A 21,371-nucleotide genomic window follows, 5' to 3' on the forward strand; every position below is an offset into this window, starting at 1 on the left:
TCATGCGCGTGTTAAGCGTCGCAGTGGCTTGCCTCCAGTTTTGATATGTTTATTTGCAATTGTTAACATTGCGCGGAGTGTTTGACGCAGGTCGCATGTCGTGCAATCTTTCGGATGGGCAAAGAGGAGGCGACAATGGCGAGCAAGGCGGAGACTGGCGGCAGCGCGAAGACTGGGAAAAAGAAATCGCAAAAGAAAGGCGCACCTTTTTCGGGAGTAGCAGGGGCTTTTGACGCCGCCAATGATGCCACCATGGCGCTTGGTCCGCTGGCCGGATTGGCGCGGGAAGATTTTATTGGCGCGATTGGCCTGATGCTGCGCCAGACGGCCGCCAATCCGGACAAAGCATGGAAGGCAACGACCAGCTTTTCCGAAGATGTGGTCAAGATTATGACCGGAAAATCGGACCTTGCCCCGGATCCCAAGGATAAGCGTTTCATGGACCCGGCATGGACGTTCAACCCGTTTTTTAAGGCAGGTGCGCAATATTATCTCGCGGTGCAAAAGGGCGTTAAAAGCTATATTGAGGATTTGGAGCTCGACGCGCTCGAACGCGACCGCGCGAATTTCATCTCGCAAATCATCATTGATGCGATGTCACCGACCAACACCCTGATCGGCAACCCGACCGCGCAAAAGCGGCTGGTGGATTCGGGCGGGCTTAGCCTCGTGAAAGGCCTGAAAAACGCTTATAATGACATGGTTCACAACGATATGATGGTGAGCCAGGTAAACAAAAAGCCGTTCAAGCTTGGCGAGAATATCGCAACGGCAAAGGGCGCGGTGGTGTATCGCGATGAACGCTTTGAGCTGGTCCAATATGCGCCCACGACCGACAAGGTGTTCGCAACGCCGCAGCTGACCATCCCGCCGCAGATCAACAAAATGTATATCAATGATCTGTCCCCTGAAAAATCGATTATCAAATGGCAGACGGACCACGGGATTCAGCCATTCATGATTTCTTGGCGCAACCCCACGGATGACATGGGCGTGTGGGGCATGACCGAATATATCGAAAGCTGCATTAAGGCGTTGGATGTAGTGTGTGCGATTACCGGCAGCGACAAGGTCAATATTTCGGGCGGTTGTTCCGGCGGGCAGACAATGTCGGTGCTGCTATCAAAACTGGCGGCGATGGGCGACACCCGCGCCAATGCGGTCACCATGATGGTGTGCGTGTTGGAACCCAAGCCTGGTGATACCGAGGCGTCGAGCCTTGTGTCGCATAATGGCATTGCGCTGGCACGGCAACGCGCGGCGAAGAAGGGCGTGATTGAGGGCAGCAGCCTTGCCCGCGGCTTTGCATGGTTGCGGCCCAACGACCTGATTTGGAACTATGTCATCAACAATTATCTGCTTGGTGATGATCCGCCCGCCTTTGATATATTGTTCTGGAATGCCGATGCGACCAACCTGTCGTCGGCATTGATGGGTGATTTCTTGGAGCTGTTTGAAGCCAATGCCTATGCCGCGCCGGGCACGTTTGACATTGCGGGACACACGCTTGACCTGACTAAGGTTACGGGCGACCTGTTCGTTCTGGGTGGAACCACCGACCATATCACTCCATGGCGGGCTTGCTATCGCTCGACACAATTGTTCGGCAGCAAAAATGTCGAATTCATCCTCAGCCAAGCTGGGCATATGCAAGCGATCCTGAACCCGCCGGGCAACCCTAAGGCGAAATATTGGAAACATAGCGAGGGCAAGACGCCCGCCGATGTCACCGAATGGATGAAGGGCAGCGAAGAAGTCGCCGGCAGCTGGTGGCCGCACTGGATGCAATGGCTCCACGCGCGGTCAGGTGCCGAGGTTGCCGCGCCGAAGGTGTTGGGCAGCAAGGCCCATCCCGCAATGGAAGCCGCGCCCGGCCTGTATGTTTTGGAGTGAGGGTAAAACTACCGGATAGGAATTGGCTTGCACGCCTTCACCGTTCGGTTAAACCTTACACCACGCCCAAAAATCAGGGCCAAAGGAACGCATATGACCAAATCTCGCGCGCCCAAATTTAGCATGGAGACCGTTGACGGGCGGACATTGCGGGTGGCGATTTGGCGGGCGTCGAAGGCGACGACGAAGCTTCCGATATTGTTCTTCAACGGCATTGGGGCAAATATTGAGGCCATGGCGCCGATGGCGGAATTGCTCGATGACCGCGACTTTATCACTTTCGACATGCCCGGCATTGGCGGATCGCCCGACCCAGTCGTGCCTTATAATGCCCTGATGATGGCCCGGATTGCAGCATTGTTGCTCGACCGTTTTGAAATGCCCATTGTCGACGTCATGGGCGTCAGCTGGGGCGGAGCGATGGCGCAGCAATTTGCGCTGCAGAACGGTACGCGCACCAACAAGCTTATCTTGGTTGCGACCAGTGCGGGCATGTTGATGGTGCCCGGAAATCCGGCTGCGCTCGTCAAAATGGCGGACCCACGCCGCTATATCGACCCTGATTTCATGGCGAAGCATTTCAAGACGCTGTACGGCGGTATGGCGGGCAACAAGGCCGAGCATATTGGCCGCATCACACCGCCGTCGAAGACCGGATATTTCTATCAATTGATGGCCATGATGGGCTGGACCAGCGCGCCTTTTCTGCCGTTCATGAAAACCGAAACGCTTATCATGATGGGCGATGATGACCAGATTGTCCCGCTGGCGAATGGCAAATTTTTGAACTTCCTTATCCCGAATAGCGAATTGTTTGTGGTGGCCAATGGGGGGCATTTGTTCCTGTTAAGCCATGTCGAACAAAGCATATCGGCGATCCGCACGTTTCTGGATCGCAATGCGGATGCGGCACGGAAAGCGGCTTAATCCGGCGGCAGCGCGGATGACTTCGGAATTATCGCGCTGTTAAATCAACAAGCCGATGGCGTGGATGATGATCCCCGCCAGACCGCCGACTAAGGTACCGTTGATGCGGATAAACTGAAGGTCGCTGCCCACGGCGTTTTCGACGCGGTCGGTGATGGTTGATGCGTCCCAGCGCGCCACGGTGTCGGACACCAATCGGACGATGTTGTCGCCATAATTCTCTGTCGTGCCAACAATAGCGCGGCGAGCAAAGCGGTTGATTTGGTGTTTCAGCCCTGTGTCGGCTTGCAAATTGCTGCCAAGCTTAATGAGTGCATCGCCAAAGCTGCCCGCCAATGCGGCGTCGGGGTTACGTGCTGCTTTTAACAGGCCGCTACGGCCTTGGTCCCATAGACTGTTGATCCATTTGCCCATGGCTGGATTTTCCAACAACTGCCCCTTCCAATGCGCGACCTTGGCTTGCAATTCCTTGTCATAGCGCAGGTCATGGGCGAGCTTCGCCAGCCCCTCTTCGCCTTTTTCACGCAAGGGATGGTCCGGGTCTTCCGCCATTTCATGAAGCAGCTTATTCAGGCCGTTGACGATGGCATTGGCCAATTTGTCGTCCAAACCGGTCCAGCGCATGATAGTGTTGGCGCGTTCTTCCACCATTTCGCGGATGAGATGTTCGTTGGCTTCCAATGTGGCTGACGCCCATTTGATGATGCTGTCGAGCACAGGGATGTGCCGCCTTTCGCGGATCATTGCCGTCAGCAGCTGGCCCAGCAAAGGCGCGATGTCGAGCTTGTCGAGTTGTTTGCGGATGGCGCCTTTGGCGATGCCGCCCAATCGTTCATCGTCAAGCGCGGCAATGATATCCCCCATCAAACGCGATGCACCCATGCGCATCCGGCCTTCGCCGCCCGATGGCGCGCTCAGGAACTTGCCCATGGCGCCAGCGACATCCATGCGCTGCACACGGCGGGCGACAACGTTGGTTGTCAGAAAGTTGGTGCGCAGAAAACTGGCCAAAGTGCGGCCAAGACGTTCCTTGTTATTCGGAATGATCGCGGTGTGCGGAATGGGTATGCCCAGAGGGTGCCTGAAGAGCGCTGTGACGGCAAACCAGTCGGCGAGGCCACCAATCATCCCCGCTTCGGCAAAGGCCCTTAAAAAGCCCCAATAGCCGTCATAGCGGGTTTCCATATATTTGCCGAAAACGAACAAGGCGGCCATGCACAACAACAACCCCGTTGCGATGATCCGCATGTGCCGCAGTTCGGCATCACGCTCCGCATAGCGTGCTTTTTCCGACAGGCCGAGTTGGTTGCTAGCTTTCACGCGGCTGACCTTAACGCAGTGTGCAAAAAACGCCACCCATCGTCATCCCGAGAGCTATGCGGGATGACGATATCTAGCTGGAGCCTATAAATAATCACTCTGCCGGTTGTAATCCGCCCAAGTCGCCTTTGCCGGGGGCCTTGTCCGTCGGCTTGGTGGCTTCTGTGACATTCTCTTTATGCTTATCGGGGTCATAGGTCAGCAATCGCGTGCGCAGCCAAGGTCCAACACGCTTTTCAAAACCATCGGCCAGGCTGAAACCAGCAGGGACGATGAGCAAGGTCAGCAAGGTCGAGACGATAAGTCCACCGATCACAACTGTGCCCATGGGCGAACGCCATTGGCCATCACCACCCAAGGAAAGCGCGGTGGGGACCATGCCGGCGGTCATGGCAACCGTGGTCATAACAATTGGCTGTGCCCGCTTGTGCCCGGCCTCCATAATCGCTTGAAACTTCGGCACGCCGCGGGCCATTTCTTCAATCGCGAAGTCGATCAACAAAATCGAGTTTTTCGCGACGATGCCAAAGAGCATCAATATACCGATGAAGACGGGCATCGATATCGGCTGACCAACTAGTGCAAGCGCCAGCAAGCCGCCCAAGGGCGCAAGCAGCAATGAACCCATGTTGACCAAAGGCGACATGAAGCGGTGGTACAAAAGCACCAGTACCGCAAACACCAGCAAGGTTCCGGAAACCAAAGCAACGAGGAAGTCGCGCTGCATTTCCTGCTCCCATTCCTGGCTACCAAACGGAGCGCGGGACACGCCGGTCGGCAGATTTTTCATTATGGGCAGGTCGTTGATTTTCTTGTCCGCCTCAGACGAAACGATACCGGGCGCAAAATCCGCGCCGATGAAGATACGGAAATTCTGGTTACGGCGCTGAACCGAAGTTGGACCAGCGCCAAAGCTTATGTCCGCCACGCGGGATAAGGGAACAGACCCGCCACTTGCCAATGGCACGGGCAGGTTACGGATAACATCCAAGTCCTGACGCGATTCCTTGGCGAGCATCACGCGGATCGGGATTTGACGATCCGACAACGAGAATTTGGCGCTATTTTGGTCAATGTCGCCCAACGTTGCCACGCGGATTGTCTGGCTGAGCGCCACGGTCGATACGCCAAGTTGCGATGCAAGGTCATTGCGCGGCGTTATGATCAATTCAGGACGCTGCAAATCGGCCGAGATACGCGGCGCGCGCAGTTCAGGCAGCGTCTTCATCTGCTCGACAAGCGTTGCCGCTGTTCGGTCAAGCATTTTGGGGTCTGATCCTGACAACATGACCGAAACGTCACGCCCAGAACCACCACCACCACCGCCCGGGCCGTTAGCCTGAAACGTAACGCGCGCGTCCGCGATCTTAGTCAGAAAAGGCGTGAGGTCCTCCTCGAATTCCTGACTGGTCCGTTCGCGGTCTTTGTTAAAGGTGATGAAAATGCTGGCGCCGCCTTCGCGCACGCTTTGCAACGCCGTTTTAACTTCAGGCTGCTTTTCGATAATGGCCGCGGCCTCGCTGCTAATTTCACGCGTGCGTTCTAAGGTGGTTCCGGGAACCATTTCGATCCGAATACGGCTAAAATCGGTATCGCCATCGGGGAAGAATTGTTTCGGCAGGATGACAAGCAATGCAACCGTCAGCACGAGCGACAGTGCACCAATGCCCATCATCCAACGGCGGTGGCTAAGCGACCAACGCAGGATTTTCATATAACGTTCGATCCAGCCGGCCTCGCCATGTTCTGCCATGCCGTCGGCTTTCAGGAAATAGGCCGCGATCATGGGCGTAATCATACGCGCTACCGCAAGACTCATGAGAACTGAAGCGACAACGGTCAGACCGAAATTCTTGAAAAACTGTCCTGCAACGCCCGGCATCAGGCCAACGGGTAAGAACACCGCGACGATCGAGAATGTGGTGGCAACCACGGCCAAGCCGATTTCATCGGCAGCGTCAATCGATGCCTGATAAGCTGATTTGCCCATCCGCATATGTCGGACGATGTTTTCAATTTCCACAATGGCGTCATCGACCAGCACACCGGCCACAAGACCGAGCGCCAAAAGCGACATGGTGTTGAGTGTGAAGCCCAAAAGGTCGAGGAACCAGAAGGTTGGAATGGCGGACAAGGGAATGGCAATCGCAGAGATAATCGTGGCGCGCCAATCACGTAGGAACAGGAACACGACGACAATGGCAAGCAACGCGCCTTCGATCATCGCGGCCATGGAGCTTTTATACTGACCCTTGGTGTAATCGACACTGTTGAACAAGGTGATGAACTTTACGCCGGGATTTTCTTTTTCGATTTCGGCGATTTTGACCATCGCGTCGTCGAAGACAGTCACATCGGACGCGCCCTTGGCACGCGACATGCCGAAGGTGACGACTTGTTTGCCGCCCGCAAAGGCCATGGCGCGTTGTTCGCTAAAACCATCGGTGACTTCGGCGACATCAGCTAATTTGATAGAGCGTCCACCGCCCAGGCTGATCTGCGTCTGACTCAATGCGAACGCGTCGGTGGCATTACCCAAAACGCGAACCGACTGGCGTGATCCGGCAATTTGCGACTGGCCGCCGGATGCGTTGATATTTTGTTGACGAAGCACAGAGTTAATCTGGCTCGCGCTTACGCCCAATGACTGCATCTTTGCAGGGTCAAGAACCACGCGGATTTCGCGGTTTACGCCGCCATTGCGGCTGACCGACGCCATGCCTTCGACCGACAGTAAGCGGCGGGCAACGCTGTCGTCGACGAACCAGCTGAGTTGTTCCAGCGTCATATCGCTGGCTTCAACCGCGAAATAGGCGATGGGATCGCTGGATGTCGCAACTTTGAAAATCTGCGGTTCTAATATGCCGTCGGGCAGGTCGCTGCGGATCTGGTCGACGGCGTTTTTCACTTCGCTGACCGCGGCATTGATGTCATCGCCAATTTCGAATTCGGCGCTAACCGTTGTGTTGCCTTCACTCGAGCTGGCATCGATGTTGCGCACGCCTTGGACGCTGCGGATCGCAGATTCGACCTTTTGCGTTATCTGGGTAGTGATTTCACTCGGCGCAGCGCCGGGTTGTGAAATCGAGACAACAACAACCGGAAATTCAATATCAGGATCATTCTGCACATCCATGTTCATGAATGACATGATTCCGGCAATGGTGAGTGCGACGAACAAGACGATCGGCACCACCGGATTGCGAATGGACCATGCAGAAATGTTATTAAAATTCATGATATCTATCCCGAATGGCCCAACGACTTACTGTTTTTTCAACAGTTTGGGATTGATTAACTCGTCCGGGTTGAGGAATCCGCCAGCATAAAGAACGATGCGTTCGCTGCCGTCCAAGCCTTCTTCAATGATCAGGCCATTGGCGGTGACAGACCCGACCTTGACGGGACGTTGCTGCACCTTGTTATTCTTGCCAACGATGTACACAAAGCTGCCATTGCGGCCGGTTTGAACCGCCGATTCAGGCAAGACAGGGGCTTTCATTTCGCCCGATTTAATTTCAACAGAAGCAAATCCACCGGGGCGCAATGCCTTGTCAAATGGCAAGGCAATGCGGGCCATGCCCTGACGGCTCTGCGCGTCAATCATCGGAGAAATCTGCCAGATATTGCCTTCAAACACCCGATCAACACCCACAGGGGTGACAGATGCAGGAATTCCGACGGTAATCTGCGCAAGATCATCTTCGCTCAGTCTGGCCTGCAGCTCCAATTGTCCGTCCTTGGCGATGCGGAACAATATGCCACTGCCTGCGGAAACCGTTTGTCCAGTCTCCACATTGCGTTCCAACACATAGCCAGACACAGGCGCACGGACGTCCAGGCGCGCATTACGCGCACGGGTTTCGGCAAGTTGCGCGTTGGCGACATTCACCCGCGCGCGGGCTGCGTCGCGGTTGGCGGTCTTGCGTTCAACATCTGCCTTGGAAACAAAACCTCGCTCAACCAACTGCATGGCGCGGTCGAGTTCGTTTTGGGCTAGTTGCAGGTCAGCACGGGCGACATTGGTCTGTGCCTCCAATGCGGCGGCTTGCTGTGTTTGTACCGACCGGTCAACGCTCACCAAAACCTGGCCTTGGGTTACCCAATCGCCTGCATCGACATAAACTTGCAGCACGCGCCCGCCTTCGCCAACAACGCCAACGGGAATTTCGCGACGCGCGGCCAAGGTGCCTGTTGCGTTAATCGCGCGCACAACGCTATCACGGCCCGGTGCGACGACGGTTACCGTCTGGGCCTGCCCAGCTTTATCCGCATCGGTGGGCGCATTATTGCTACTACCGAAGAAATAATAGGCGGCCCCCGCAATAATCAAAATCGCAACGATGATGGCCGCAATGCGGATCCGACGCTGGTTCCGATCGTGGTTATCCTGCAGGAATTCGCCATCTTGCGTGGCGCTCATCGTCGTCTCGTAATTCATACCGGAATTCCAAATAAAAACTTCAGGGAGCGTATACTCCCTTATGTTGTTCAAATTATGGCTGTATTACCCTAATAAGTCACTATCCGCAACCCGCAGAACCTGAAAGGGTTAAACGCTTTATTGCCATATAGAATATCGCAAATGCCGGTGCGCAACAATACAGACTGATGCCTTATATGTTTCGACGAACAACGTATGATCGCGTTGGCAACGGTTATTCCAATAATCTGGGTTTATCCAAAAACTGGCATTTCATGCGCGAAGCTTCTAGGGAAGCAATCGCATGACCGACGATATATATCATTCTGATTTCCAACTTGGCCCTGATCTGAAGGGCAAACGGATTGTCGTTGCGATGTCGGGCGGCGTTGATTCCTCCGTTGTCGCGGCGCTCGCGGCGCGCACGGGCGCGGAAACCATTGGCGTTACCTTACAACTTTATGATCATGGGAGTGCCGTAAAACGGGCAGGTGCATGCTGCGCGGGGCAAGATATACGCGACGCCCGCGCAGTCGCCGATAAGCTTGGCATTGCGCATTATGTTTTCGACCATGAAAGTCGCTTTCGCGAATCGGTAATCGACCATTTCGCCGATGAATACATGGCGGGCCGGACACCCATTCCGTGCGTGCGCTGCAATATGGGAGTGAAATTCACTGATCTGTTCCGCCTCGCGCGGGAACTAGGGGCGGATTGCCTTGCAACCGGCCATTATGTCCGCCGTGTCGAAGGGCCGGCTGGCGCTGAACTGCACCGTGCGGCTGATCCAGCGCGCGATCAAAGCTATTTTCTATTTGCGACCACACAAGACCAATTGGATTATCTCCGCTTTCCCTTAGGCGGCATGCCCAAACCGCATGTCCGGGCCATTGCGCAGGAAATGGGGTTAATCGTGGCGATGAAGCCCGATAGCCAGGACATCTGCTTTGTACCCGATGGTGATTATGCCAGCGTTGTCCGAAAAATTCGCCCTGATGCAGAAATCGGTGGGGACATTGTCCATCTGGATGGCCGCATATTGGGCCAGCATAAGGGCCTCATCCACTATACCGTCGGGCAGCGCAAAGGACTTGAGGTGGGCGGACAGCCTGTGCCTTTATATGTCATCCGCTTGGATGCCGCGACGCAGCGCGTGATTGTCGGGCCGCGCGCGGCGCTGGCCGTCCCGGCTGCGCGGATCATCGATGCCAACTGGCTAACCGATATTGGCAACCGGTCGGTAATGGCAAAGGTGCGGTCTATGTCTCGTCCTGTGCCTGCGCGTTTGGATGGTGAATGGCTTCGTTTTGATACGCCCGAATATGGCGTCGCGCCGGGGCAGGCGGCCGTATTATATGACGGTGACCGGGTGCTTGGCGGCGGCTGGATCGAAGAAACTCTGGCGGTGGAGATGGCCTCAGCCGCCTAAAATCATGCGCTTACTGAAGGGGGAGTTCAAAGCGCCTCAATTTCCGCTGCGTTGAGTTGAATACAGCCGAAAGCGCCGCGCCGCTCCGCCACAGCTTCAGCCAGAAACGGTACCGATGCGTAAACGCGTTTATTTTCCGGATCGTCGCTCAAGCGCACCATCTCCATGCCTTTTTCCTTGTCGGTTTCGCACGACGCCATATCGCGACCTTCAATATAGCGGCACGAGCAAGTGACATGCGCACCATAAGCTGCGCCCACGCGCGCCTGCCCCTTGATGCTGTTCCAGTTCCACAACAGCCACAGCGCCGCAAATAAGACGATGACTGCAACGACAATTTTCAATCTCTTGAACCGAGGTTCAAGAGCTTTTGGTCTTGGGGTCGAAGTTGCGGTTGCCATAAGCCCTCCATTTGGTGCATCGAAGCATCATATGCCTAGAAACAAAATTCATCTCGCCGCAACCGCTTTTTGTGCAATCGCTACGCTCAGCCTATCTGGATGTGCTGCGGAACAACCTACAAAGCCTGCCAGCCCTGGCTTTACCATGGTTGTTGATGACGCGGTGATCAGCGAAGAAAAGCTTGCCGTCGCTATTGCCCCATTTTTTGAAGATCCAGCCGTCGGTGAAACCCGCGCCTTGGTCGTCATGCATGGCGGGCGTGTTGTCGCAGAACGCTACGCGCCAGGATATGGACCGGATACAAGGCTGATCAGCTGGTCCATGGCGAAGAGCGTTACCGCGGTTTTGGTGGGCATGATGGTCGCGGACGGACGGCTGGCCTTGGATGAACCCGCAATCGTACCTGAATGGCAAGCGCCGCGCGATGGCCGTGCCGCGATCACATTGCGCCATTTACTGCATATGTCGTCCGGACTGGACCACACCGAAATGGCAGAAGGCAGTGTCGAAATTTTTGATGCAGACACACCGCGCATGCTGTTTTTGGACGGTCGCGAAAATGTGGCCCGCTATGCCGAAACGCGCCCATTGGAGGCTATCCCAGGAAAGAAAAACGAATATAGCACGGCCACCAGCCACATATTAGTCGACATCATGACGCGGTCGTTGACCGACAGCAAAGATCCCGCCGTGCGCCGTGATGCGATGTTGGAATATGCACGCGGTCGTTTGTTTGAACCGCTGGGAATGACAAGCGTCGTGCCTGAATTTGACCGCCAAGGTACCATGTTGGGGGGAAGCTTTATCCATGCCACCGCGCGTGATTGGGCGAAATTTGGCGAGTTTTTAAGAAATAATGGTTCGGTAAGCGCGGCGCAAATGATGCCAACAAGCTGGATGCGCTTTATGAAGACGCCCAGCCAAACCGATGCAACCTATGGCGGGCATTTGTGGCTCAACCGAACGCGCAAGGACGGAAGCGCTCCCGTGCTGTTTCCCGGCAAGGCACCATCTGACGTCTTCGCCGCGTTGGGACATTTGGGACAATTTGTGGTGGTATCACCGCAGCATCGGCTCACGATTGTCCGGCTCGGTTATACGCCAGATGATCAGCTTGGCCCCGTCAATGACGAACTGGCGAAGCTGATCTCGGCCTTTCCGAAACAGTAAGACGAAGCTCGGTTAAAGCTTCGCCACGGGCGCGTCATCCCCTAGGTCTTCAAACCATGCTTCGACCGGACCGCTGAGCTTGATCAGCAGAGGATTGCCTTTGCGATCACGTGCTTTGCCAGCCTGCACCTTGATCCAGCCTTCGGAAATGCAATATTCCTCAACTGTAGTGCGGACTTCGCCCTTGAAGCGAATACCAATACCACGCGACAGCAGGTCGCTATCGAAATGCGGGCTCATCGGGTTAATCGATAGGTGATCGGGCGGGGTGTTGGGGCCCGCGGATTTCGTTTCTTCAGTCATGGTGCGCGCTTTGCCGCAAAGCATAGCACTTGGCAATATAGCGCAGGCAGTGCAGGGGGACGAAATGGCAAGTTCAAACAATTACGACGCGATTATCCTAGGTGCCGGTGGTGCAGGCCTAATGTGTGCTTTGACTGCCGGGCAACGCGGAAAGCGCGTGCTGGTGATTGATCACGCCACGGGACCCGGCAAGAAGATTCTCATTTCCGGTGGCGGACGGTGCAATTTCACAAATGTGAATGCGACCACGTCGCACGCACAGGAACGTTATTTGTCGTCCAACCCGCATTTCGCAAAATCAGCGCTTGGCCGATATACGCCGCAGGATTTTATCGATCTGGTGCACGCCCATGGCATTGCCTTTCACGAAAAAACGCTTGGGCAATTATTCTGCGACGGTTCCGCGCGGCAGATTGTCGCCATGTTGATGGCCGAATGTGACAAATCCGGTGCCTTTGGCGGCCGCGTCGATTTCGTGTTCGATGCGCCTGTCGGTGAAGTGACACATGACGGCAGTGACTATCATGTCACCTATAATGGCGTGCGCGCGCAAGGCGCGGCATTGGTCATCGCCACTGGCGGCCCAAGCATTCCGAAAATGGGAGCCACCGCCTTTGCCTATGACCTCGGCCGACAGTTCGGGTTGAAGATTGTGGAGCCCCGACCGGCTTTGGTGCCGCTGACGCTAGGCGGTGATGATGTCTTGTTCCGCGAATTATCGGGGGTGTCTTCTGAAGTTGTCGCGAAGCATGGCAGGACGGCATTTCGTGAGGCTGCATTGTTCACGCATCGGGGCCTAAGCGGCCCTGCAGTGCTCCAAATCAGCAGCTATTGGCGGCCGGGCGACGAAGTCGAGATTGATTTTCTACCATCCTTCGATGCCACCGAATTATTGCTGTCAGAAAAACGCGCACGGCCACGCGCCACTTTGCGGTCAACATTGGACCGCGTCTTGCCTGCGCGCTTGGCCGAAGCGCTCGCTGCCAAAATTGGGCTACTCGGCAACCTCGCCGACCAAAACGACCGGAAATTGGTGGATGCGGGTGCGCTACTCGGCAACTGGCCATTCGTGCCCAATGGCAGTGAGGGCTATGCCAAGGCAGAGGTGACATTGGGCGGGATCAGCACCGATGGACTGTCGCAAAAGACGATGGAAGCAAAGAAAATGCAGGGGTTATATTGCGTAGGCGAGGCGGTGGACGTCACGGGTTGGCTGGGCGGATATAATTTCCAATGGGCGTGGGCCAGCGGTGTCGCGGCAGGCGAAGCCATTTAGGGTTCCGACCTTAAGGCCCTGCCCAAAGAAAAAGGGCGCCGAAATCGACGCCCTTTTCATTATGCCGCCTGTTTGGCGCGCGATGCTTTTTTCCGCTCATTCGGGTCAAGCAGGCGCTTGCGCAAGCGGATATTCTTGGGCGTTACCTCAACCATTTCATCGTCATCGATATAGGCAATGGCCTGCTCAAGCGTCAGGCGCTTAGGCGGGGTGAGGCGAATGGCGTCGTCCTTGCCGGTCGAACGGAAGTTCGTCAGCTGCTTCGATTTCATCGGATTGACTTCAAGGTCATCTGGCTTCGCATTTTCGCCGATGATCATGCCTTCATACAAGGCTTCACCTGGCGAAACCATCAGAATTCCGCGCTCTTCCAATGGGCCAAGGGCGTAAGCAACGGCTTCACCCGCACCGTTGGAAATCAGGACGCCGTTCTTGCGGCCTTCAATAGTGCCACGATGTGGGCCATATTTTTCGAATAGGCGGTTCATAATGCCAGTGCCGCGCGTATCGGACAGGAATTCGCCATGATAGCCAATCAGGCCGCGTGATGGTGCGCTGAAGGTGATACGCGTCTTGCCGCCACCTGATGGACGCATGTCGGTAAGGTCGCCCTTACGCACGGCCATTTTTTCAACGACGGTGCCCGAATATTCATCATCAACGTCGATGACGACAGTTTCATAAGGCTCGGTCTTTTGGCCATTTTCGTCTTCGCGGAAAAGCACGCGTGGGCGGCTGATTCCCAGTTCAAAGCCTTCACGGCGCATGGTTTCGATGAGAACGCCCAATTGAAGTTCGCCACGACCAGCGACTTCGAAGCTGTCCTTGTCTTCCGCCTCAGTGATACGGACCGCTACGTTGCTTTCGGCTTCCCGCATCAAGCGGTCGCGGATCATGCGGCTCGTAACCTTGGTGCCTTCACGGCCAGCCATTGGGCTGTCGTTCACCGAAAAGCGCATCGACAATGTTGGTGGATCGATTGGCTGCGCCTGAAGCGGTTCAGTCACTGTTGGCTCGGCAATGGTGTCGGCCACGGTAGCCGTGGTCATACCAGCAATGGAGATAATGTCGCCAGCCTTGGCTTCTTCGACAGGAACGCGCTCAAGTCCACGAAACGACATGATCTTAGATGCACGGCCGCTTTCAACGATTTTTCCGTCTGGGTTCAGCGCATGGATTTGCTGGTTCACCTTGACTGTGCCCGACAATACGAGGCCAGTAAGAATACGGCCAAGGAAGTTGTCGCGGTCCAGCAAAGTGACAAGCATTTTGAATTCGCCGTCCGCATCTGCCTTAGGCTCGCGCACATGGCTGACGATGGTTTCAAACATCGGCGTCAACGTGCCTTCGCGAGCGCTTGGATCAGTAGATGCATAACCGTTGCGGCCCGAGGCATAGAGCACAGGGAAATCGAGCTGCTCATCCGTTGCATCGAGCGACACGAACAGATCAAACACTTCGTCCAACACTTCCTGAATCCGCTCGTCAGGGCGGTCGACCTTGTTGACAACGACGATTGGGCGAAGGCCCAAAGCCAGCGCCTTGCCGGTTACGAACTTCGTTTGCGGCATCGCGCCTTCGGAAGAATCGACGAGCAAAATAACGCCATCGACCATCGACAAGATACGCTCAACCTCGCCACCAAAGTCGGCGTGGCCCGGTGTATCGACGATGTTGATGCGGGTATCATTCCATTCAACCGAGGTGCACTTGGCAAGAATAGTGATGCCGCGTTCTTTTTCGAGATCGTTCGAATCCATCGCGCGCTCTTCGATGCGCTGATTTTCGCGGAAGGTACCCGACTGCCGAAACAGTTGGTCAACAAGGGTGGTTTTGCCGTGATCGACGTGCGCGATGATGGCGATGTTACGCAATGACATTTGGAAATGGGCCTTTTGGAAGGTCTTCATAGCGGCCACATGCCACCAGATTCTCGCGGGCCATTAACGCAATACACGCTGCAGCGCAACATCGCTGGTGTTGCAATAGGTGATTGCAACGGTCAAAGCACAATGATGTTCGCTCGTTTCTTCGCTGATCGCTTTGTCATGCTGCTGCTCGCCACCATATTGTTGGCGAGCGTCTTACCCGTGCGGGGCGCGGCGGCAGAGATCGCATCATGGATTTCACTGGCGGCGATATTCATGCTGTTCTTCCTAAACGGCGTGCGATTGCCGCGACATGAAGTGATGAATGGCATACGCAATTGGCGGTTGCAGGGGGCGATTTTCCTTTTCGTATTTGGCGTAATGTCTGCCACCGGATTGGCCCTGTCTTATGTTTTCGACAATATCTTACCTCCGACACTTGCCTTGGGGTTGCTGTTTACAGGTATCCTGCCGTCTACCGTGCAATCGGCTTCGGCTTATTGCGCTTTAGCCAAAGGGAATGTCGCGGCATCGGTTGTTGCGGCCGCTTTGGTCAATCTGATCGGTGTTGTCCTGTCGCCTTTGCTTTTGGCGGTGTTGGCGCATGTGGGGGAGGCAAATATTTCAGGCGAAGCGATTGGGCGTATCGCACTCATCCTGCTCCTGCCATTCGCGCTCGGCCAAATAGCGCAGCGTTGGTGCAAACCGTGGGTAGACCAAAACAAGGATCTGGCGACGTGGATGGACCGCATCTCGATTGCCATTGCGGTCTATGTGGCATTTTCAGGCGCAGTTGTGGCGGGTATCTGGAGCATCGTGCGCGGCGATGAGCTTGCGTGGCTGGCATTGGCTTTGTCGGTAATGCTGCTCGTTGGTTTTGGCGGAGCTTGGGCTTTGGGGGCAGGTATGAAGCTACCGCGCGGCGACCGAATTGCGATGTTGTTTTCGGGTGCGCAGAAAAGCATCGCAATTGGGGCGCCGCTAGCCGCAACGATATTTCCACCCGCAATTGCCGGAATGGTCCTGCTGCCAACGCTGATCTATCATATGGCGCAGTTGATCTTGTCTGCACCGCTGGCCACGCATTTTGCGAAGGATGGGTTACGACAAGACTTATAAGCTCCGGAGTGCTTCAGAAGGCCGTGCCGCCAAAATGGGGAGCGAGCCAACGATGCCCAACACAAAAGTCAATCCAGCGCCGCCAACGAGCGTCAACGCCAGTATCGAATAATCCGGCATAAAGCTGAAGTCGAATATCTCGACCACGACATAATAAGCGGCCAACATACCGAGCAACAGCGACAATAAACCAAGTACCACTGCTAAGATGCCATATTCCAAAGCCTGCGCGCCCAAGATTTGCCGTCTTGTGCTGCCCAGCATTTTCATGATGACGCTGTCATAGATGCGCGACTGGCGTGCAGCAGCGATAGCGCCAACGAGAACGGCAATTCCGGCCAAGATGGCGATGGATGCGGCAGCGGCAATGGCTTGCGCCATTTGGGTCAGCAATATTGTGATCTGTGCCGTGACCTCGCCTACCTCAATCAGCGACGAAGATGGGAATGCGGGCGGAATTGATTTTGCCAATATGCGCTCGGCTGGCGCGGACACCGTCAATGTTGCCACCATATTGTGGGGCGCGGCGTCCAAGCTTCCCGGCGAAAACACCATCACATAATTCAGGCCAAAATTGTCCCATTTGACGGTACGCAAGGATGCGATTTTGGCGGGAACTTCGACACCAAGCAGGCTGATGGTCAAGCTATCGCCCACGCTCACACCTAAGCTTTTGGCGGCTTCTGCCTCAAGGCTGACTAGGGCGGGTCCACTATAATCCTTAGGCCACCAACTGCCTGCGACAATCTCGCTGCCATTGGGCAAAGCGCCGCTATAGGTCAGTCCGCGATCACCGTTGAGGATCCACGCGCCTTCGGGCAGCTCTTCCAATTGATCGACGCGTTGGTCGCCAAATTCGACGATAGTGCCGCGCAAGGCGGGTATCAAATTGATGGTGGCCTTGGGGTCGGCTTGCTGCACCATTTGCGTGAATTGAGCTGCGCCGTCGCGCGGGATATCCAAAGCAAAGAAGCTTGGCGCGCGTTCAGGGACGCTGTTTTTGATCTCATTGTTGATGCTGGTTTGAATGGCCGCGAGCGTCACAAACAAGGTGAGGCCAAGGCCAAGCGCCACAACCAAGGCCTGCGTCTGCGCGCCGGGGCGGTGCAGGTTGGCGAGCGCGAGGCGCGGCAGGGGCGCCTTTGGCCGTGGCAGGCGCAAGGCAATAAAGCGCAGCAACCAAGCGATGCCCGTGAGCAGCAACAGCAGGCCAAAGGCTGCGCCGATAAAGGCGAGCGAGAACAAGGGCTCTCGTGCAGTTACCACCGCAAGCGCAATGATCGCGCCGATGGCCGCAATCACCCAGATGGCGCTGCGGCGGTCGATACGCGCATTGCCTTCCACAATTGCGCGGAATAGCCCGGCGGCAGGCACATTGCGGGCGCGGGCCAAGGGCGGCAAAGCAAAAGCAATGGCGATCAAAAGGCCGTAGATCGCGCTGACGAGCAACGGCAAAGGGTGCAGGTTGAAGCCCGGCGCGACGGGCAGAATGTCCCCAGCGACCCAGCCAATGACCATCGGCATGACACTGCCCACCGCGAGGCCAGCGATAATTGCGCCGGCGGTAACGGTCAGGATTTGCAGCATATAAATGCGGAATATCGTTCCACTGTCCGCGCCGGTAACTTTCAATGTTGCAATACTGGCGCGCTTGCTGGCGAGGTAGCTGCTCACGCCATTGCCGACGCCAATGCCCGCGATGACCAAGGCGGCAAGGCCGACAAGCGTCAGGAACTGGCCCATGCGTTCAATGAAGCGCCTTGTACCGGGTGCGCCATTGGAGCGATCTGTTATGTCCCAACCTGCCGACGGAAACTGCGCCTCCAGCGCTTTTGCGACAGCAGCGGCGTCTTCGTTCGTAGCCAGTTTGATGCGGTATTTTGCCTCATACATGCTGCCTGGCTGAATCAGGCCGGTATCTGGCAAAGACCGCATGTTGATGATAGCCACTGGACCAAGCGTAAAGCCTTCACCCAAGCGATCAGGTTCCTCGGCAATGATGCCTGCGACCTTGAATGTCGCCTCACCAAAGCGGACAGTGCCGCCAGTGTCGATATCGAGCCGTTCGGATAAGGTCGGCCCAATGTAAATTTCGCTCTTGGCTGGTGCTTTGACCATACCGCCATCGCGCAAGGTTAAGGCACCATAATGTGGGTAGATACGGTCGATGGCCTTCAACTCTGCAAGCAGGCTGTCACCACCGATTTGCGTGCCTATGGCCATCGCCCGCAAACGGATGGTCTCGGAGACTGCGCCCGCTTTGCGCATAGCGGCCATTTCGGCCTGCGTTGCTTCGCGTTGCGCGATCCCGATTTCGACATCGCCACCAAGGATCGTCTGACCACGCCGTGACAGTTCATCGGCTATGCCCGCGGTCAAGCTGCCAATGGCCGCGAGCGTCGCAACGCCCAGGAACAGGCAAATCGCTAGCAATCGGAGCCCACGAATACGCGCGGACAAGTCTCGGCGGGATATGCGCCAAATCGCAGCGAGGGAGAGGCTCAAGCCGCGCTCTCCACCACATGGCCATCTTGCATCGAAATCACGCGGTCACATTTGCGCGCAAGTTCGGGGTCGTGGGTGATTATCAATAAAGTTGCGCCCAACGCGGCGCGGCGATCGAACAAGAGGTCGACAATGGCAGTGCCTGTGGACCCATCCAAATTGCCCGTTGGTTCATCGGCAAAGATAATCTTCGGCCCTGCCGCCATGGCGCGGGCAATAGCGACGCGTTGCTGTTCGCCGCCGGACAATTGGGCGGGATAATGCGTGAGCCGGTGACCAAGGCCAACCGCTTCAAGTTCGCTTTGTGCGCGACCAAATGGATCCTCCAGACCAGCCAGCTCTAGGGGGATCGCGACATTCTCAAGTGCGGTCATGGTAGGCAGCAGGTGAAATGCCTGCAACACAATGCCGATGCGCCCGCGTCGTGCCCGGGCGAGTTCGTCTTCATCCAGCTTCGTAAAATCGAGACCATCGACGAGGACGGTACCGCCGCTAGCTTGCTCCAACCCGGCCAGCACTGCCATCAAAGAAGATTTGCCGGATCCTGATGGCCCGAGCAACGCAACGCTGCTGTCATAGGGCACCTCAAGGTCTACGCCGCGTAAAATCGACACGGATGCGTCGTTGCTGCCAAGGCTAAGGGTGACATTTGCCGCGCGGATTGCCATATCCGTTTTCTGAGTGACTGGAGCGTGCAAGGAAAAATCCTTATGAGAAGTTTTTGGGTATATGGGGCGTTATGTGTCGCAATCCAAGGGTTGTCGGGATGCGGGTCTAATCCTGTAGCAGAAAATAAGACCGAAGTTCGGGAAACGGCAAAGGTTGCGCAATATGATCAATTGGTCGTGGCGTTTGGTGACAGCCTTTACGCTGGATATCGCCTTTCGCCGAATGAAGGGCTTGCACCGCAATTGCAGGCAGCATTGCAGGCCGATGGCGTTAATGCGCGGGTGCACAATGCCGGCGTGTCGGGGGACACCACAGCGGCCGGGAAAACACGCCTGGCCTTCGTGCTCGATAATCTGGACCGAAAACCCGACTTGGTCGTGCTTGGCCTTGGCGGCAATGACATGTTGCGCGGGATCAAACCTGCAGAAACCAAGGCGAATATGACCGCGATGATGGACGAATTGAAACGTCGTGACATTCCTGTGGTGTTGACTGGTATGTTGGCCGCGCCAAATCTAGGCGCAGATTATGTCAATTCTTTCAACGGGATTTTTCCGGCGCTTGCCGACAAATATGATGCGTCGCTTTATCCCTTTTTCCTCGATGGCGTAGTAACGGATGCGGCGTTAATGCTGCCGGATAACATTCATCCTAATGCCAAAGGCGTGTCGCGGGTTGTCGAAGGATTATACCCGCTAGTCGAAGCTGCTTTGAAGCAACAAGGTGACACTGTATTAGAAAAATAATACAGCTTGGAACGGAAGTGCTTGAAATGGACAGGCACAGGTTCCATCTGATTTCCTAACCAATGACAGAGGGATTTTTGGCGATGTCGACTGAAACCGCAACCCAGGCCGCGCAAGAGCTGAAGCTTACACCGCCGGACCCTGTGCCGACGGTAACCCCGCAACAGGCGATGGGGCTGGTTCCGGTAACCGATGAGCAGCAAAGCAAGCTGGCACAGCGTGTTGAGGCTTATGTCGCTGACCTGATTGCGCAGGACGTCAACAGTCCTGAATTTGGTAAGCGGGTTGACCAGCTAACCAACATGGGCCGCAAAGAAATCATGGAGGCGTCGGCGCAGTCGAACCGCTTCTTGGACAAGCCCATCCGTCGCATGGATGAACAATCTGGCGTTGGAGCGGATTTAGCCGAATTGCGCCGCGTTGTTGAGGATTTGGACCCTTCCAAAAAGGGCAATCTGATGACTAAGCAGAAGCTGTTTGGCATCATTCCCTTTGGCAATAAGCTACGCAATTATTTCGACAGCTATCAAAGTTCGCAAACGCATATCAGCTCGATCCTCGGACGGCTTGGTAACGGTAAGGACGAGCTGCTGATGGACAATGCTGCCATTGATGTAGAGCGCCAAAATCTCTGGGTTGCCATGGGCAGGCTGGAACAAATGATCGTCATGTCCAAGCAGCTGGATGCAAAGCTGGAAGAGAAAGCTGCGGAACTAGAGTTGTCCGACCCTGCCAAATCGCGTGCGATCAAGGAAAGCGCATTGTTTTATGTGCGTCAGCGGACGCAGGATTTGCTGACCCAAATGGCCGTGACAGTGCAAGGCTATCTCGCGCTTGATCTTGTGAAAAAGAATAATGTGGAGTTGGTGAAGGGCGTAGACCGTGCATCGACAACGACCGTAGGCGCGCTGCGTACGGCGGTCACGGTGGCGCAAGCCATGACCAATCAGAAGCTGGTATTGGACCAAATTACATCGCTGAACACCACGACAGCCAATATCATTGATAGTACGGGTCAATTGCTGCGGGATAATACGGGGCGTATCCATGAACAGGCGGCGGCGTCGACCATTCCATTGGAAACATTAAGCCGTGCGTTTCAGAATATATATGACACGATGGACGCTATCGATACCTTCAAGCTGAAGGCGCTCGACAGCATGAAGCAGACATCAGAAGCGCTGGAGAAAGAGGTCGAAAAGTCTAAGGGCTATATTGCCCGCGCGGAAGGTCAGGCGCAGGCGTTAACGGAAACGCAGGACAGCGGTTTGCTGGCGGCGTTAGAGGGGTGATAGTGCAATACCCATTCGTGGTTGATTCT

The 21,371-nt window shown here is 55.6% G+C and carries 16 protein-coding genes; 8 read left to right on the top strand and 8 right to left on the bottom strand.

Annotated features, from left to right (window positions below; translation table 11 throughout):
• Positions 1-135: 135 nt before the first annotated feature.
• Positions 136-1,893: an alpha/beta fold hydrolase gene (locus ACILP4_RS07885; RefSeq protein WP_395620188.1), complete on the top strand. Its 1,758-nt coding sequence runs from the start codon at positions 136-138 to the stop codon at positions 1,891-1,893.
• A 93-nt stretch (positions 1,894-1,986) separates the two neighbouring features.
• Positions 1,987-2,820: an alpha/beta fold hydrolase gene (locus ACILP4_RS07890; protein WP_395620189.1), complete on the top strand. Its 834-nt coding sequence runs from the start codon at positions 1,987-1,989 to the stop codon at positions 2,818-2,820.
• Positions 2,821-2,859: 39 nt separating this feature from the next.
• On the opposite strand, the gene ACILP4_RS07895 is transcribed toward ACILP4_RS07890, so the two are convergent.
• The 3 genes from ACILP4_RS07895 to ACILP4_RS07905 form a co-directional block, all read right to left on the bottom strand.
• Positions 2,860-4,068: a DUF445 domain-containing protein gene (locus ACILP4_RS07895; RefSeq protein WP_395620207.1), complete on the bottom strand. Its 1,209-nt coding sequence runs from the start codon at positions 4,066-4,068 to the stop codon at positions 2,860-2,862.
• Positions 4,069-4,234: 166 nt separating this feature from the next.
• Positions 4,235-7,378 (bottom strand): efflux RND transporter permease subunit, encoded by a 3,144-nt coding sequence (locus ACILP4_RS07900; RefSeq protein WP_395620190.1) that lies wholly within the window; start codon positions 7,376-7,378, stop codon positions 4,235-4,237.
• A gap of 27 nt (positions 7,379-7,405) precedes the next feature.
• On the bottom strand, positions 7,406-8,581 hold the full coding sequence (locus tag ACILP4_RS07905; protein WP_395620191.1) for an efflux RND transporter periplasmic adaptor subunit: 1,176 nt from the start codon (positions 8,579-8,581) through the stop codon (positions 7,406-7,408).
• Between the two features lie 286 nt (positions 8,582-8,867).
• Here ACILP4_RS07905 and mnmA point away from each other — a divergent pair, with 286 nt between their 5' ends.
• Positions 8,868-9,992 carry a tRNA 2-thiouridine(34) synthase MnmA gene (mnmA, locus tag ACILP4_RS07910; protein ID WP_395620192.1) on the top strand — a complete coding sequence of 375 codons (1,125 nt, stop codon included), beginning with the start codon at positions 8,868-8,870 and terminating at the stop codon, positions 9,990-9,992.
• A gap of 26 nt (positions 9,993-10,018) precedes the next feature.
• Here the strand turns inward: mnmA and ACILP4_RS07915 are convergent, their stop codons facing one another.
• Positions 10,019-10,393, bottom strand: a complete 375-nt coding sequence (locus tag ACILP4_RS07915; RefSeq protein ID WP_395620193.1) for a hypothetical protein — start codon at positions 10,391-10,393, stop codon at positions 10,019-10,021.
• 31 nt (positions 10,394-10,424) lie between these two features.
• Between ACILP4_RS07915 and ACILP4_RS07920 the strand changes: the two genes are divergently transcribed.
• Entirely contained in the window at positions 10,425-11,564 is a 1,140-nt protein-coding gene (locus ACILP4_RS07920) for a serine hydrolase domain-containing protein (RefSeq protein ID WP_395620194.1), read from the top strand.
• 12 nt (positions 11,565-11,576) lie between these two features.
• On the opposite strand, the gene ACILP4_RS07925 is transcribed toward ACILP4_RS07920, so the two are convergent.
• On the bottom strand, positions 11,577-11,867 hold the full coding sequence (locus ACILP4_RS07925) for a DUF3297 family protein (protein WP_125230518.1): 291 nt from the start codon (positions 11,865-11,867) through the stop codon (positions 11,577-11,579).
• A gap of 64 nt (positions 11,868-11,931) precedes the next feature.
• On the opposite strand from ACILP4_RS07925, the gene ACILP4_RS07930 reads away from it, so the two are divergent.
• Entirely contained in the window at positions 11,932-13,143 is a 1,212-nt protein-coding gene (locus ACILP4_RS07930; protein ID WP_395620195.1) for an NAD(P)/FAD-dependent oxidoreductase, read from the top strand.
• Positions 13,144-13,202: 59 nt separating this feature from the next.
• Here ACILP4_RS07930 and typA read toward each other — a convergent pair whose 3' ends face one another.
• Positions 13,203-15,023 (bottom strand): translational GTPase TypA, encoded by a 1,821-nt coding sequence (typA, locus tag ACILP4_RS07935; RefSeq protein WP_395620208.1) that lies wholly within the window; start codon positions 15,021-15,023, stop codon positions 13,203-13,205.
• A 39-nt stretch (positions 15,024-15,062) separates the two neighbouring features.
• Here typA and ACILP4_RS07940 point away from each other — a divergent pair, with 39 nt between their 5' ends.
• On the top strand, positions 15,063-16,130 hold the full coding sequence (locus tag ACILP4_RS07940; protein WP_395620196.1) for a bile acid:sodium symporter family protein: 1,068 nt from the start codon (positions 15,063-15,065) through the stop codon (positions 16,128-16,130).
• Here ACILP4_RS07940 and ACILP4_RS07945 read toward each other — a convergent pair.
• Together ACILP4_RS07945 and ACILP4_RS07950 are read right to left on the bottom strand one after the other, a co-directional pair.
• Complete coding sequence (locus ACILP4_RS07945; protein ID WP_395620197.1) at positions 16,125-18,635, bottom strand: ABC transporter permease; 2,511 nt, start codon at positions 18,633-18,635, stop codon at positions 16,125-16,127. The two genes, ACILP4_RS07940 and ACILP4_RS07945, sit on opposite strands and share 6 nt — an antisense overlap.
• The gene (locus tag ACILP4_RS07950; RefSeq protein WP_395620209.1) at positions 18,632-19,303 is read right to left on the bottom strand and encodes an ABC transporter ATP-binding protein; all 672 of its coding nucleotides are present in this window, start codon (positions 19,301-19,303) and stop codon (positions 18,632-18,634) included. The genes ACILP4_RS07945 and ACILP4_RS07950 overlap by 4 nt, the downstream gene beginning before the upstream one ends.
• Before the next feature lie 42 nt (positions 19,304-19,345).
• On the opposite strand from ACILP4_RS07950, the gene ACILP4_RS07955 reads away from it, so the two are divergent.
• Positions 19,346-20,050 (top strand): arylesterase, encoded by a 705-nt coding sequence (locus ACILP4_RS07955; protein WP_395620198.1) that lies wholly within the window; start codon positions 19,346-19,348, stop codon positions 20,048-20,050.
• A gap of 83 nt (positions 20,051-20,133) precedes the next feature.
• Positions 20,134-21,342 carry a toxic anion resistance protein gene (locus tag ACILP4_RS07960; protein ID WP_395620199.1) on the top strand — a complete coding sequence of 403 codons (1,209 nt, stop codon included), beginning with the start codon at positions 20,134-20,136 and terminating at the stop codon, positions 21,340-21,342.
• Positions 21,343-21,371 lie beyond the last annotated feature (29 nt).

Source organism: Sphingorhabdus sp. (genome assembly GCF_044239045.1).
In the GTDB taxonomy this organism is placed as follows: Bacteria; Pseudomonadota; Alphaproteobacteria; order Sphingomonadales; family Sphingomonadaceae; genus Sphingorhabdus_B.

What these genes read in the sequence shown, in the direction of transcription:
- ACILP4_RS07920 (WP_395620194.1), top strand. Translation starts at nt 10,425, where the DNA reads ATGCCTAGAAACAAAATTCATCTCGCCGCAACCGCTTTTTGTGCAATC.
- ACILP4_RS07950 (WP_395620209.1), bottom strand. Translation starts at nt 19,303, where the DNA reads ATGGCAATCCGCGCGGCAAATGTCACCCTTAGCCTTGGCAGCAACGAC.
- typA (WP_395620208.1), bottom strand. Translation starts at nt 15,023, where the DNA reads ATGTCATTGCGTAACATCGCCATCATCGCGCACGTCGATCACGGCAAA.
- ACILP4_RS07895 (WP_395620207.1), bottom strand. Translation starts at nt 4,068, where the DNA reads ATGCGGATCATCGCAACGGGGTTGTTGTTGTGCATGGCCGCCTTGTTC.
- ACILP4_RS07925 (WP_125230518.1), bottom strand. Translation starts at nt 11,867, where the DNA reads ATGACTGAAGAAACGAAATCCGCGGGCCCCAACACCCCGCCCGATCAC.
- ACILP4_RS07905 (WP_395620191.1), bottom strand. Translation starts at nt 8,581, where the DNA reads ATGAATTACGAGACGACGATGAGCGCCACGCAAGATGGCGAATTCCTG.
- mnmA (WP_395620192.1), top strand. Translation starts at nt 8,868, where the DNA reads ATGACCGACGATATATATCATTCTGATTTCCAACTTGGCCCTGATCTG.
- ACILP4_RS07900 (WP_395620190.1), bottom strand. Translation starts at nt 7,378, where the DNA reads ATGAATTTTAATAACATTTCTGCATGGTCCATTCGCAATCCGGTGGTG.
- ACILP4_RS07885 (WP_395620188.1), top strand. Translation starts at nt 136, where the DNA reads ATGGCGAGCAAGGCGGAGACTGGCGGCAGCGCGAAGACTGGGAAAAAG.
- ACILP4_RS07960 (WP_395620199.1), top strand. Translation starts at nt 20,134, where the DNA reads ATGTCGACTGAAACCGCAACCCAGGCCGCGCAAGAGCTGAAGCTTACA.
- ACILP4_RS07955 (WP_395620198.1), top strand. Translation starts at nt 19,346, where the DNA reads ATGAGAAGTTTTTGGGTATATGGGGCGTTATGTGTCGCAATCCAAGGG.
- ACILP4_RS07890 (WP_395620189.1), top strand. Translation starts at nt 1,987, where the DNA reads ATGACCAAATCTCGCGCGCCCAAATTTAGCATGGAGACCGTTGACGGG.
- ACILP4_RS07940 (WP_395620196.1), top strand. Translation starts at nt 15,063, where the DNA reads ATGCCACCAGATTCTCGCGGGCCATTAACGCAATACACGCTGCAGCGC.
- ACILP4_RS07915 (WP_395620193.1), bottom strand. Translation starts at nt 10,393, where the DNA reads ATGGCAACCGCAACTTCGACCCCAAGACCAAAAGCTCTTGAACCTCGG.
- ACILP4_RS07930 (WP_395620195.1), top strand. Translation starts at nt 11,932, where the DNA reads ATGGCAAGTTCAAACAATTACGACGCGATTATCCTAGGTGCCGGTGGT.